Source organism: Parvimonas sp. M20, assembly GCF_035282425.1.
GTDB lineage: Bacteria > Bacillota > Clostridia > Tissierellales > Peptoniphilaceae > Parvimonas.
On sequence record NZ_JAYKBQ010000004.1, the window covers coordinates 1 to 12,695 of the forward strand.

15 protein-coding genes and 2 tRNA genes are annotated in these 12,695 nt (G+C 28.0%); 9 read left to right on the top strand and 8 right to left on the bottom strand.

The genetic code is table 11. The features are described from left to right. A partial coding sequence (locus tag VJI93_RS02905; protein WP_323999283.1) for a hypothetical protein occupies positions 1-254 on the top strand: 254 nt, incomplete at its 5' end. Between the two features lie 195 nt (positions 255-449). On the opposite strand, the gene VJI93_RS02910 is transcribed toward VJI93_RS02905, so the two are convergent. From VJI93_RS02910 to VJI93_RS02945, 8 genes are all read right to left on the bottom strand, one after another. Then, entirely contained in the window at positions 450-902 is a 453-nt protein-coding gene (locus VJI93_RS02910; protein ID WP_323999282.1) for a hypothetical protein, read from the bottom strand. A 17-nt stretch (positions 903-919) separates the two neighbouring features. After that, positions 920-1,354, bottom strand: coding sequence for a hypothetical protein (locus VJI93_RS02915; RefSeq protein WP_323999281.1), 435 nt, complete (start codon positions 1,352-1,354; stop codon positions 920-922). A gap of 30 nt (positions 1,355-1,384) precedes the next feature. Next, a complete protein-coding gene (locus VJI93_RS02920; RefSeq protein ID WP_323999279.1) occupies positions 1,385-2,455 on the bottom strand; it encodes a PIN/TRAM domain-containing protein in 1,071 nt (356 codons plus the stop codon). Positions 2,456-2,464: 9 nt separating this feature from the next. Next, positions 2,465-2,944 carry a CarD family transcriptional regulator gene (locus VJI93_RS02925; protein ID WP_323999278.1) on the bottom strand — a complete coding sequence of 160 codons (480 nt, stop codon included), beginning with the start codon at positions 2,942-2,944 and terminating at the stop codon, positions 2,465-2,467. 101 nt (positions 2,945-3,045) lie between these two features. Then, positions 3,046-3,948 carry a ribonuclease H-like domain-containing protein gene (locus VJI93_RS02930; protein WP_323999276.1) on the bottom strand — a complete coding sequence of 301 codons (903 nt, stop codon included), beginning with the start codon at positions 3,946-3,948 and terminating at the stop codon, positions 3,046-3,048. A gap of 80 nt (positions 3,949-4,028) precedes the next feature. Beyond that, a tRNA-Leu gene (locus tag VJI93_RS02935) sits at positions 4,029-4,112 on the bottom strand. 5 nt (positions 4,113-4,117) lie between these two features. Continuing rightward, positions 4,118-4,194, bottom strand: a tRNA-His gene (locus tag VJI93_RS02940). An 87-nt stretch (positions 4,195-4,281) separates the two neighbouring features. Beyond that, positions 4,282-4,782 carry a Fur family transcriptional regulator gene (locus VJI93_RS02945; RefSeq protein ID WP_323999275.1) on the bottom strand — a complete coding sequence of 167 codons (501 nt, stop codon included), beginning with the start codon at positions 4,780-4,782 and terminating at the stop codon, positions 4,282-4,284. A gap of 388 nt (positions 4,783-5,170) precedes the next feature. Between VJI93_RS02945 and VJI93_RS02950 the strand changes: the two genes are divergently transcribed. The 8 genes from VJI93_RS02950 to VJI93_RS02985 all read left to right on the top strand — a co-directional run bounded on the left by VJI93_RS02950 (position 5,171) and on the right by VJI93_RS02985 (position 12,469). Beyond that, the gene (locus VJI93_RS02950) at positions 5,171-5,842 is read left to right on the top strand and encodes a metal ABC transporter ATP-binding protein (RefSeq protein ID WP_323999274.1); all 672 of its coding nucleotides are present in this window, start codon (positions 5,171-5,173) and stop codon (positions 5,840-5,842) included. Then, entirely contained in the window at positions 5,842-6,645 is an 804-nt protein-coding gene (locus VJI93_RS02955) for a metal ABC transporter permease (protein ID WP_323999273.1), read from the top strand. Before VJI93_RS02950 ends, VJI93_RS02955 begins: the two co-directional genes overlap by 1 nt. A 98-nt stretch (positions 6,646-6,743) precedes the next feature. Then, entirely contained in the window at positions 6,744-7,730 is a 987-nt protein-coding gene (locus tag VJI93_RS02960) for a lipoate--protein ligase (protein ID WP_323999272.1), read from the top strand. A 10-nt stretch (positions 7,731-7,740) separates the two neighbouring features. Further along, positions 7,741-8,595: a lipoyl synthase gene (lipA, locus tag VJI93_RS02965; RefSeq protein ID WP_323999271.1), complete on the top strand. Its 855-nt coding sequence runs from the start codon at positions 7,741-7,743 to the stop codon at positions 8,593-8,595. Between the two features lie 293 nt (positions 8,596-8,888). Continuing rightward, complete coding sequence (locus tag VJI93_RS02970) at positions 8,889-9,674, top strand: sugar phosphate isomerase/epimerase family protein (RefSeq protein ID WP_323999270.1); 786 nt, start codon at positions 8,889-8,891, stop codon at positions 9,672-9,674. Between the two features lie 372 nt (positions 9,675-10,046). Then, positions 10,047-10,976 (top strand): alpha/beta hydrolase, encoded by a 930-nt coding sequence (locus VJI93_RS02975; RefSeq protein WP_323999268.1) that lies wholly within the window; start codon positions 10,047-10,049, stop codon positions 10,974-10,976. A 74-nt stretch (positions 10,977-11,050) separates the two neighbouring features. Beyond that, positions 11,051-11,824: an SGNH/GDSL hydrolase family protein gene (locus VJI93_RS02980; protein WP_323999266.1), complete on the top strand. Its 774-nt coding sequence runs from the start codon at positions 11,051-11,053 to the stop codon at positions 11,822-11,824. 30 nt (positions 11,825-11,854) lie between these two features. Continuing rightward, positions 11,855-12,469: an SAP domain-containing protein gene (locus VJI93_RS02985; protein WP_323999265.1), complete on the top strand. Its 615-nt coding sequence runs from the start codon at positions 11,855-11,857 to the stop codon at positions 12,467-12,469. Positions 12,470-12,695: the final 226 nt, after the last annotated feature.

Genomic DNA, 12,695 nt, shown 5'->3' on the forward strand with positions numbered 1-12,695 from the left:
CATTAGAAGTCCCACCTGGATTTCATTTAACACCACAAGAAGCAAGAACTGCCTATATGGAAGGTGGAGTAACCTATGATACTACAGTAGAAAGAATAAAAAGAGAATTTGATTCAAAAGTAGAAAAAGCGAAAGAAATAAATGAAAATTTTATAGAGTTGTATGAAAAGGTAAATAAAACTATTGAAGAAATGTTGGCAAATGATGCACATCTAAAAAGGGATTATGATTTATGGACGAAAGAGATGAAATAAAAACAGGAATAAAAGACTTATTAAAAGAATTTAATATGAATAATTTATCAAAATTGATTTAACTAAAAGCTGACTTTCACAGTCAGCTTTTAGTTAAAATTGATAAAAATTAGAATTAAAAAAAGCACAGACAAAACTTATTCTTTGTCTGTACTCTGACTTCGACATAAATTGTCGAAGTTTTCCTTTTTCTAATTATCTTTCAACGCTGAATTTGAAAGTTTCTTCATCTTTATCAAAAGTTAAAGAATAAGTTTTTCCTTTTTCAACTTCAAGTGAAAGTTTTGTAGGTCCCCAAGTTGTAGTTACATTTTTATGTAGAACTCCAGGTCTTGTATAACTGTAAGTAAGTTCTACATCAACAGTTCCCGGTAATGCATAAATTACAGACTTAGTTCCTTCATATGCAATTTTTGGATAAGCATTTGGACTTAAAATTCTTCCGGAAAGTGTTTTTGAAGTAATGGCGTTAAAACCTGTAGTCAAATAAATTTTAACTGCATCAGGATGCTCTGAAAGCCATTTTTCATATCCTTGTTTTCTTTTTTTCATCCAAATTACAATTCCAATAATGTAAATGATAAAAACAGCAGGAATGATATAAGCCAAGATTCCCATATTTTTTATCATTTGTGAAATACTATCCATAATATCCTCCTATATATCTATTCCGCTTTAAGCGTAATTGATTCTGATTTGTCTCCTACTATACGAAGATCTTCAATAAGTTTTTCGAATTGCTTGTGGCCTAATAATGATAAATCATAACTTTTTGTATTACCATTTGAATCAGTAACATATAAAGTTAGAATATCATTATTTTTTATTCTAGCTTTTAAGGCACATTCTTCTATTTTGTATTCATCAATTTTTTTACCTTTTACTAATGTAAGAGTGTCATCAGTAACTTTAACATATAATTTTCTGTCACTAAGTGTAAATAATAATGAAACAATGCCTACAATCGCCACAATGATTACATTATCATATATTTGAAGAAAAAAACGTAGAATAAAAGTTAAAAAGGCACAGGCAACAAATAATAATACTAATTCTTTTACAAATTGAAAAGATGTTGATTTATAAATTCTCTCATTCATGAAATCCTCCCTTTAAATTACATAATATATCTATTTTAAGTTTTTTCTAGTAAATATCATCTTACCCGCAGGAGTTTGCAATATACTTGTTACAGTTGTTTCTATTGTTTGGCCAATATAATCTTTTCCGTCTTCAACTACAATCATAGTTCCATCGGAAAGATAACCAAGACCTTGTTCAGGTTCCTTACCACGATTTATGACTTCAACAATAAGTTTTTCGCCTTGAATTACGACAGGTTTCACTGCAAGTGCAAGCTCATTTATATTAAGTATAGAAATTTTTTGAAGAGATGCAACTTTATTCAAATTATAGTCATTTGTAATAAGTTTTCCGTGATAATCTTCTGTTAGTTTTAACAATTTATGATCCACTTCTTTGATATTCTTATAATCCTTATCTACAATTTTTATCTCAACATTTTTTTCGTTTTGAAGTAAATCTAAAATATCAAGTCCTCGTCTACCTCTTTGTCTTCTGTTTGGGTCTTCAGAATCGGCGATGTATTGCAATTCTTTAACCATAAACATAGCAATAATAATTGGACCTTCTAAAAATCCAGTCTTAATTATATCGTAAATTCTTCCGTCAATTATTACAGAAGTATCTAAAATTTTAGGATAAGACTGTCCTTTTTTAATAGTTTTTTCTCTTGAAAAAATCTTAAGTTTCAAGATTTCGTCTTTTTTATCTACTGCAATTTTAATTCCAATAAATCCAAGTGCACAATATATAAAAATAGTAATGGTTGCACTTAATAAATTTCCTATAACAGGAAAATTTATATTGGAAATAGGTAAAGAGATTAAAAAAGCTATAACTAATCCAACTATAAGCCCTGCTATCGCGATAACAATATCTGAAGTTGGAGTCTTTTGTGCCTTTTTAATTACATTTTCAAAATTTTCTGTAAGTTTCTTAAAAATTACCGGAAATAATAAATAAAAAATGATACCAAAAATAATTGCACATACGGTATAAATCGAAACTACAATAGATTTACTTACCTCTAATTCTATTACTTGACCAATTCCATAGGCAGCTAAAATTCCTAAAAGTCCACCAAAAACAAAGGTCAAGTATCTTAAAACTTTAAACATACTTTCCTCCTAATGTTCCATAGAATAATCTATTATTTTGTTGATTTTGTTCTTTGAAAAACCACTAACCATAACAAATTCTGAAATTAAAATTCGTCTAGCAAGGTTTAACATAAATAATTCTTTTAAAGAAAGTTTACCTTTCCCATTTCTAACAACCAATCCCTTAAAAACATATGCTATATTGAAAATATCCGAAGACTTAAGCCTTTGTGTATTTTCCTTGTATCTTTGTACCCAATTATTAGGCATAGGGCAATCTACATCATTAAGGTAACTGTAAACTTTATCGAGGGTATCTTCATTTACAAGTTGTCTAAATTCAAACTTATCAATATCGTCCTCTTTAATAAATATATGCAAATTTTGTTCCATAGGAAGTTCAATCACATAAAATCGTTCACAATCATCGCCTAAGCACTTATTTTCTATGCTTTTAATCAATCCTGCTCCATGCATAGGATAAAAAATTTTGTCACCGACATCCATAGTAAACTCCTAAATTTTATCAACAACTACATAACTACCTCCAATATTATTATACACCAAAAGCCGAAAAAATTAAAGGATTTTTTACCGTTTTACCTATATTAAATTAAATTTAGTAAAAGGAGTAAATTTTCTTTAATTATTTTATTATTTTTTATTATCAGAATAAAGTTTTCAGTTAAATTTTGGGACTCTTTGAAGATTTTATTTTCATATTTTGATTTAAAAACTTTAGCTTTTATATTATTTTCAATTAGTCCGTCTTCCAATTCTAAAGCTATTTTGAGTTCATCTTTATTGCTTGTTATACTGTAATTATTTTGATGAAAATTTATTTCTGCTTTTTCCGTATTATAAAGTCTCGTTATCAGATAATTTTTTTGAATATAAATATTTTTTAAAATTCCTGTAAATTTTTTATTATTAATAGTCAAAATTTTATTTAAAACACTTTCCTTATATTCATAAATATAGCTTAGAATTTGCAGATCAATATAGTTATGGTAAATAAGTTTTGACAACATCTCCTTATCCTTAAGTTCTTGATACATCTTAAAAATTTTAGGCATTTCTTGTTGATTAACATGGTTATGAACATCAAAACCAAGTCTTTTTCCTAGATTTATGGCTTTTAGGCTAGGTTCATCAAGGAAAAAATTAAGTTTTTGGAATTGCCTGTAAATGTCAATATTTTGAAAATCTATTTTTGTTATATTATATTTTTCCATCTTTTTTCTTATAAATGGAAAATCAAATCTGTCGCCATTATATGAGATTACTTGTTTTGAATTTAAAAGCTCCTTTATCTTTAAAATCAAGTCTTTTTCTTCCCTTTCATTCTCTATGTAATATTGAGAATAGATTAATTCTTTTTCCTTTTTTTCACAAATACCAAACATATACATAAAGTCTTTAGTCCTACTAAGACCTGTTGTTTCTATATCAAATAAAATATAATCTTCAAAATTAGAGTCTGTTTTTTCAATATTTATAACTTTTTTCATAATAACTCCTCTCTTAAATTTTGTAAAGAAAAAAGTAGAGTCCAAAAAACTCTACTTTTTAACTACTACACGGGAAAACATGGTGCAGGAAAGAGGACTTGAACCCCCACGTCAATGACACTAGATCCTAAGTCTAGCGCGTCTGCCAGTTCCGCCATTCCTGCATATATGGGGTGGATGATGGGATTCGAACCCATGACCTTCAGAGCCACAATCTGACGCCCTAACCAGCTAGGCCACACCCACCAAACTTCACACTCATACGAATGCTTGTTTATTATATCAATTTATTAAATATTTGTCAATACTTTTTAAAAAAGTTTTTAAAGGTATTTAGATACAATTTTCATTTTTACATTTATGATTACTGTGCAGTTCTTTACTGGAATTTTTTATATAATCCAGTTCTTCTTTTGAAAGTTTTTTCTGACAATTTTTACAAAGTCCTTTAATTTCTAAATAATGTCCGGTTACAATAAATTCGGTTTTATTTTCTATGTCATCAATTAAGCTATGTATTGGACAATGATTTATCGGTATTATTTTTTTACATTTTTCACAAATTAGACTGTGAATATGTCCATTATTCAATTGAAAATATGTAGTTCCGTCTATTTCTGCAGTTCTCTTTGCAATGTTTTTTTCACAGAATTGATTTAATGCTCTATATATACTTGAGATACTATATTTTTCTCCTTTTGTTGAGATTGCATTGTAAATATCTTCTGCTGTTGTAGGAATTTCTCTTTTGTCCAATTCATTAAGGATTGCTAATCTGTTTTTTGTAATTTTTAAGTCATTTTCTTTTAAAATATTCAAAAAAACTTTTTTCATAAATACTCTCCTTTGCTTGATTTTTAACTAGAATAGGTATATAATACTGTATATGTAAATGAGTGCTATTTGCAAATATAATCACTCTTAATTAACTAAAAGGAGTGATTGTGAAAAAATCATAACTAAAATCATTTCCTTTGCCATTATTATATCACTTTTTTTGGCTTATGGCAAAGATAATATAAAAGTGATTATAGATAAATAGGATAAAATGAAAGTTACAAATTTAATTTTAAATTTATAAAGAATTTATCACAGCTTAATATATAGATGATTTATATAAAATAGACTAATTTTAGTTAAGAGAAGTAAATTAGAAACTTAGATAGAAAAATCAACTATCAAAGATTTGAAGATAGTTGAAATTACAAGATAGGAGAATGTTTTGGAAAATATTATTTCAATAAAAAATGTGTCTTTTTCTTACAGTGGGGGCGCAAATGTTTTAGAAAATCTTTCTTTTGATATTCAAGAGAAAGATTTTATAGCTATAATTGGAGCAAATGGTAGTGGAAAATCTACTTTGCTCAAATTAATTTTAAGAGAATTTAACCCATCAAGTGGAGAAATATTTATATCAAATACAAATATTAGAAATTTTAAAGAATGGAAGATTATAGGATATGTTCCACAGATAAATGCTAATAATATACCTAGTTTTCCCATAACCGCCTTGGAGATTGTAACCTTAAATCTTTATGATAAAATGGGATTTTTCAAATTTTCAAGAAAAAGTCATCTTGAACTTGCAAAAAGGGCATTATCACAAGTTAATATGCTTGAGTTTGCAAATACACCTCTGAATAAAATGAGTGGTGGACAACAACAAAGGATTATGATTGCAAAATCTTTAATAAATAGTCCTAAGATTTTACTTTTTGATGAGCCTACAACAGGAATTGACAAAGAAAGTAAAAATCAACTTTTTAAGATTTTAACTCATCTTAACAGAGTGCATGGAATTACAATTTTGCTTGTAACTCATGAACTTGAAATTATGAAAGATAATCTTACAAGGGTTGTGGAAATAAGAGATAAGAAAGTGGTGGTAAGATAATGTTTCAATTTGAATTTATGAGGAGAGCTTTTTTAGTTGGAATTATGTTATCCATTGTTATACCTTGCATTGGGGTTGTTATGGTAAATAAGAGAAATTCTATGATTGGGGAGGCATTATCTCACGTTTCTCTTGCCGGAGTTACAATTGGACTTATTTTTAGAGTAAATCCAATTATAACGGCGATAGTTTCCTGTGCGATTGCAAGTTTTTCCATTGAAATTATGAGGAGATATTTTCCAAAAAATTCGGATATATCAACAGCAATAATTATGAGTATGGGGATTGGACTTGCTGCTGTTCTTTCAGATTTCGTAAAAGGGGCAGCCAATTTCAACAGTTTTTTGTTTGGAAGTATTGTTGCCATAAGTGATTTTGAAGTTATTTTAGTTACAATGGTGTTTTTTATTGTAATTGCTGTTTTCGTTGTATTGTATAAAGCTCTGTTATATGTTTCATTTGATGAAGTTGGAGCAAGACTTGCAGGAATTAGAGTTCAAACCGTAAATATAATTTTTACATTTCTAATTTCTCTATCAATTTCAATCGCTTCAAGAACTGTTGGAGTTTTAATGGTTTCATCTCTTATGGTTATTCCTGTCGCCTGTGCTTTAAGAGTTTCAAAATCGTATTTTCAGACAGTGGTTTATTCTATTTTGTTTGGAATGTTATTTACGATTGCAGGCATTGTTATTTCGTACTACAAAGGATTAAAGCCGGGTGGAACAATGGTTTTAACAGGAATTGTTATGTTAATGACAATAGTAATTTTACAGAATTTAAGAAAGTTTTTAAAAATTTAAAGAAAATCATTTTGGTTTTCTTTTTTTGTGGTACTATTTTTATATTTTGATTTGTGGTAAAATATATTTAAGTTAAAATTAATTTATGGAGATATAATATGATTTTTGTTGAAAATAAAAATTTTGATCCGGCTTTAAATCATGCAATAGAACTTTATTTAATGGAAAATTATGATGAAGATATTTTTATGCTTTGGAGAAATAGGCCTTGTATTTTGATTGGAAGATATCAAAATATTGATTTGGAAGTCAATTTGGATTTTACAAATGCAAATAATATGGATGTAATCAGAAGATTATCCGGTGGTGGTGCAATATATTGTGATACAGAAAATATGCAATATAGTTTTATAACTAAAAAAACCGGAGATGACGTGGATTCATCTTTTAAAAAATTTGCAAAGCCAGTTGTTAATTTTCTGAAGTCTTTGGGGCTTAATGCAGAATTTACGGGAAGAAATGACATTCAGATAGACGGAGCAAAGGTCAGTGGAAATGCCCAATATCAAAATAAAGAAAAGATTTTACATCATGGTACTTTTTTATTTAAAGCAAATTTATATAATCTAAGCAATTCTTTAAAATCAAGAGATATAAAATTTAAAGGGAAAGCCGTTCAATCTGTAAGATCCAGAGTAGGATTTATAGGAGATATGATTGATATGGATGTTGAAACTTTTATGAATAAGGCTATTGCATATATAAAAGATGAATACAAAATTACCAATACTACAACTTTAAGTACGGAAGAGATGAAAAAAATTTATGAAATTAGAGATTCTCTTTTTGCAACAAAAAACTGGAATTATGGAAAGGGCTCTTTGAAAAAAAATAGAAAAGCTGAAAAATATTCTTGTGGGGTTGTAGAAATAGGTCTTGATATTGAAAACGGGAGGATTAGAGACATTTCCATTGAAGGAGATTTCTTTAGTGAATTGGGTATAGATAAATTGTGTGGTATATTAAAAGGAGTTCAATGTTCGAAAAAGTCAATTGAAGAGGCTCTTAAAGATATTGAAATTGACAGATATATCAAGTCAATGGATAAAGAAGTTTTTATTGATGATATAACTAAATTATTTTAAGAGGTGTAATATGCTGAGGAAAAAAGCAGAAATAATGAGAAAGCCTGAATGGTTAAAATTAAAAATTCAGGGAGATAAAAATACAACTGATGTTGAAAGTATGATCGAAGGGTTGAAATTACATACTGTTTGTCATGAAGCAAATTGTCCTAATAAAATGGAATGTTATTCAAGAAGGACTGCAACTTTCATGATTCTTGGAAGAAACTGTACAAGAAATTGTACTTTTTGTAACGTAACAAGACATACACCAGATCCTGTAGATTTGGATGAACCTGAAAATCTTGCTAAAGCAGTTCAAATTTTAGGATTAAAACATGCTGTAGTAACATCGGTAACAAGAGATGATTTACCAGATGAAGGGGCAAATCAATTTGCAGAAGTTGTAAGACAAGTTAGGAAGTACAATCCTGAAACTACAATAGAACTTTTAATTCCTGATATGTCAGGAAGAAAAGAATTAATGGATATAATTTATGAAACAAAACCGGATGTTTTAAACCATAATGTTGAAACAATTCCTGCATTCTATCCAAAAGTTAGACCTGCTGCAAACTTTCAAAGAAGTTTAGAGGTTTTAAAATATGCAAAAGAATGTGGACTTAAAACAAAATCAGGACTTATGGTAGGTTTTGGAGAAACTGAAGAACAAGTTGTTGAAGTTTTCAAGGCTCTTAGAGATGTAGGATGCGATATGGTAACTGTAGGACAATATTTACAGCCGACAAAATTCCACATTGCTGTTAAGGAATATGTACATCCTCAACAATTTGATAGATATAGAGATATAGCTTTTAAAATGGGATTTTTGAGAGTAAATTCAGGTCCATTGGTAAGAAGTTCATATCATGCAGAAGCGATTTAATTTTTAAAACTCATTTTTACAATTGTGAAAATGAGTTTTTTTATAAAATGTATAAAGTAATTTACTTATTTTATAGTTATTACAAGTTGTTGACAAAATTTTTTGAAAAGTATAGAATATTTTTAATATTAATAATCTATATTAAAATAATATAGAGAAAATGTTTTTTTGAAAGAAGCTCTAATAATATCATAAATCAATTATCAAGAGTTTTATTTGGATAGAAATTTTAATGTACATAAAATAATAAAATAGTAATAGAAGTTTAAAAAGTTATGTAGGTGGAGTTAGTTATGATAATAGGATTAAAAATTGAAAAAATAGAATATCTATTCAATAAAGAACTGATAAATTTACTTCTTAGTATAGGGATAAAACATTTTGAAATTCAGATAAAAAATTCTGATGTAGATAGCTATTATTTTTCAGAGAATTTTGTAACATTTATTTCGGAATTAGCAAAAAATAATAATATTAGTATTAGTTTTCATGGAACTTTAGGCATTAATTTTATTGAAAAAATTAAGAGATTAAAGATGACATCTTTTGATATATTAAGAGATTTCTTGAATTTATGTGATAAAACTTCTGCTAAATGGTTGACATTACATATTGGAGAGTGTGGATCTGGAAGAACAAAAATGACTGATAGGATTGAGTTGTTAATTGAAGATTTTAGAAAATTTTATGAAAATAATAAATTTTTGACACCTATTGGTATTGAAAATTTACCATATCAAAAAAATGGTAAGTTGTTATTGGGGGATGATTTTAGAGATATAAAAAAAATAGTGGAGGGAGTTAAAGATTTTAAATTTTTATTTGATTTAGGACACTATAATGTAGCATATTATAATGACAATTTGAATGAACTCTACAATTATATTATCGGGGTTCATATTCATGATAATAATGGAGATATAGATTCGCACAAAGAGTTAGGAACAGGAACTGTGAATTATGAATTTATTATTAGAAACATATTAAAATTAAATTCAGAAGTTCCTCTTGTAATTGAATATAGGGATTTTGATATTGATAAAATTAGAAGAACTGTTAAAAAGTTAAAAGAAATATAGAAAATTAGAAGAGAATTTTTTGTTATTATAATTATACAAGATATTCTCTTTTTTATATATTTTCTCTTATAACAGTTGTGTCATAATATTGTAAAAATAAGTTTTTTTATTCTGAAACAACAAGGTTCGCGGGCACCCACCCGATGCAAAGCATCGAGGAAGGGTGGGGTTGTTATTGTGAAACAACAAGGTTCGCGGGCACCCATCCGATGCAAAGCATCGAGGAAGGGTGGGGTTATTATTGTGAAACAACAAGGTTCCCGGGCACCCACCCGATGCAAAGCATCGAGGAAGGGTGGGGTTCTTATAAACACTATATTTATTAAGCAATTTGTGGTAAAATAAATATATATTGTGGTTACGGGGTGTTTTATGAAAGAATTTTATATGTATTCAAGTCTTGACAACAAGAAGTTGAGTTGTATTGATTTTTCTGAAAATTTAAAAAATCCGAAAATAGTTCTGCAAATTTGTCATGGAATGGCTGAACATATAAGAAGATATAAAGACTTTGCTCTATTTTTGGAAAAACAGGGAATTAGAGTTTTTGGAATGGATAATAGAGGACATGGAAAAACTTGTGAAGCTGAAGAAGAAAGAGGTCATATTGCCGACGAAGAAGGGGATATAAAACTTATTGAAGATGTTTACGACCTTAATAAATATATAAAAGAGCAATTTCCTAATAAAAAAGTTGTAATATTTGGACATAGCATGGGATCAGTTATAGTTAGAAATTTTTTAATTGAATATTCTGATTGTGTTGATGGTGCTATAATTTGTGGTACAACTGAACAATATGGAATGAAACACAGAGTTGCAATGTTATTAGCTAGAATTTTAACGAAAAGAAATGGGAATAAAAGAAGTAATTTTGTAAATAGACTTGGTTTTAAAGGATATAATTCTAGAATTAAAAATAAAAACACCGATTTTGATTGGCTTACAAGAGATGAAAAAATTGTTGATAACTATATTTTAGATAAGGATTGTGGTTTTCTTTGCACAAATACTTTTTTCTTAGATTTGATAACTTTGATAAGAGAAGCCTCTGATAAAAAGAATCTCGAAAATATAAATAAAGATTTACCTATATTCTTTATTTCTGGAAAAGCAGACCCTGTAGGAGCTTATGGAAAGGGAGTTTTAAAAGGATATAGAATGTATAAAAAAGCTGGCTTAAAAAATGTAAAAATAAAACTTTATGCACAGATGCGTCATGAAGTTTTAAATGAAATTGATAAAGATAAAGTTTATCTTGATATCTATAAATTTTTAGAGAGCATATACGAAGAAAATTAAAGCTAAATTTATGGGGGAGTTAGAGTAAAATTACTCCTCTTTAGTTTTAACTACTGTTTATGGGAGGTAAATCAATGAAAGTAGTTTGTATAGGAGATAGTCTAACTTATGGAAATGTAGGATATTCTTATTTTTACTTTTTATATAATTATATGGGATATGACTACATAAATAAGGGCAAAAATGGAGACAGCCTAAGAGGGATGTTTAGTAGGCTTAAAAAAATTGTTAATAATCCTAATACTGATTCCGACCTTTATATTATAGGCATTGGGACAAATGATATTCTCTTGCCATATTTAAGAGATAGCTCTCCATTTTGGTTTTTACTAATGAGTTCGCGTTGTAAAATAAAGAGATGTATTGAAGATGATGAAACATTTTATCAAGAATATAATGAACTTTTAAATTTTCTTCATGAAAGAAATAAAAAAGTTATTATTTTTGGAATGCCATTTATAAATTTGGAAAAATTTCCTGATGAAAAGTTAGTAAAGAGAAATAAAATGATAGAGGATTTGTCTAAAAAGTATAATTATCCTTTTATTGATATCTATAAATTACAAAAGGAAAAAATTCAACCTGATAATCGTGTATATACTTGGAAATACAGATTTTTATTGCGAAGCAACAAGGTTCCCGGGAAACCACCCGATGCGAAGCATCGTAGAAGGGTGGGGTTCTTATTGAGGATTTTTGACTATATAATTATGACTTTAGTTCCAATAAGCAAAAACTATTTTGCGAAAATTAGAGGGTTAACTACAACTGTTGACGGAGTTCATTTTAGTTATGAATCTGCAAGAATTTTGGCTATAGAAATTGCGAAAAATATATATTACATTTAATGTAAATATGATTTTTAAGGAGGAAAAACATTGACAAAAAGACCAGAGTTTCAAGAAATTAAAACATTTGAAGAATTTTGTAAATATTATTGGTATCGTGAAGAACTTTCTAAAATATGTAAATTACTAGGTTTAGAATATAGAGGTACAAAACAAGAACTCAATTGTACTATTGAGGAGTATTTTAAAGGAAATATCATTAAAAAGATAGTAATAAAAAAAGAAAAGAAGAAAGCGGAAAATATTACTTTAGATATGCCATTACTTGAGTGTGGTTTTTCCTTTAATACAAAGTTTAGAGAATACTTTTCTAGCTTAACAGGAATTTCACCATTTAAATTTAATGCTGATATGGCGACATCTTGGAGGAAAGTAAAAAAAGATAAAGATTTGAATTTTACAATTCAGGATATGTTAAATGTGTATTATGGAAAATATGATTATGCAAAGTATGATAATTCAGTTTGTGAATGGAATCAATTTTTAAAAGACTTTTGCTCTGATAAATCTAGTTTAGAGTATTCGAATAAGTTAAAGGTTGCTTCTATTCTTTGGAAAGAGGTTAGAGATTCGAAAAACGAAAAAAAATATTCGAGAGAATTGTTGGATAAGTATTCTCATAAAGTAAAGGAATATCTAAAATAAATACCTACTAATCGGCATAATAAAGGAATATTAATTTGGAAAGACTTATTATTCTTTTTTAAAATTAAAATGAGAATATTAGCTAATAAATAGATATTGACAAAAGAATTATTTACTGTTATTATATTGATGTAATATTGATAACTCAAAGAGAAAGAGCACATAGGGTTCCGAAGATTTTTCTTGCAGGTCCAAGCTGTGCAGGTGCTATGCACTACACCTAAGG

Bases quoted from the DNA above. Each gene is read 5' to 3' on its own strand.
- lipA (WP_323999271.1), top strand. From the start codon at position 7,741: ATGCTGAGGAAAAAAGCAGAAATAATGAGAAAGCCTGAATGGTTAAAA.
- VJI93_RS02915 (WP_323999281.1), bottom strand. From the start codon at position 1,354: ATGAATGAGAGAATTTATAAATCAACATCTTTTCAATTTGTAAAAGAA.
- VJI93_RS02925 (WP_323999278.1), bottom strand. From the start codon at position 2,944: ATGGATGTCGGTGACAAAATTTTTTATCCTATGCATGGAGCAGGATTG.
- VJI93_RS02970 (WP_323999270.1), top strand. From the start codon at position 8,889: ATGATAATAGGATTAAAAATTGAAAAAATAGAATATCTATTCAATAAA.
- VJI93_RS02930 (WP_323999276.1), bottom strand. From the start codon at position 3,948: ATGAAAAAAGTTATAAATATTGAAAAAACAGACTCTAATTTTGAAGAT.
- VJI93_RS02920 (WP_323999279.1), bottom strand. From the start codon at position 2,455: ATGTTTAAAGTTTTAAGATACTTGACCTTTGTTTTTGGTGGACTTTTA.
- VJI93_RS02980 (WP_323999266.1), top strand. From the start codon at position 11,051: ATGAAAGTAGTTTGTATAGGAGATAGTCTAACTTATGGAAATGTAGGA.
- VJI93_RS02910 (WP_323999282.1), bottom strand. From the start codon at position 902: ATGGATAGTATTTCACAAATGATAAAAAATATGGGAATCTTGGCTTAT.
- VJI93_RS02945 (WP_323999275.1), bottom strand. From the start codon at position 4,782: ATGAAAAAAGTTTTTTTGAATATTTTAAAAGAAAATGACTTAAAAATT.
- VJI93_RS02975 (WP_323999268.1), top strand. From the start codon at position 10,047: ATGAAAGAATTTTATATGTATTCAAGTCTTGACAACAAGAAGTTGAGT.
- VJI93_RS02960 (WP_323999272.1), top strand. From the start codon at position 6,744: ATGATTTTTGTTGAAAATAAAAATTTTGATCCGGCTTTAAATCATGCA.
- VJI93_RS02955 (WP_323999273.1), top strand. From the start codon at position 5,842: ATGTTTCAATTTGAATTTATGAGGAGAGCTTTTTTAGTTGGAATTATG.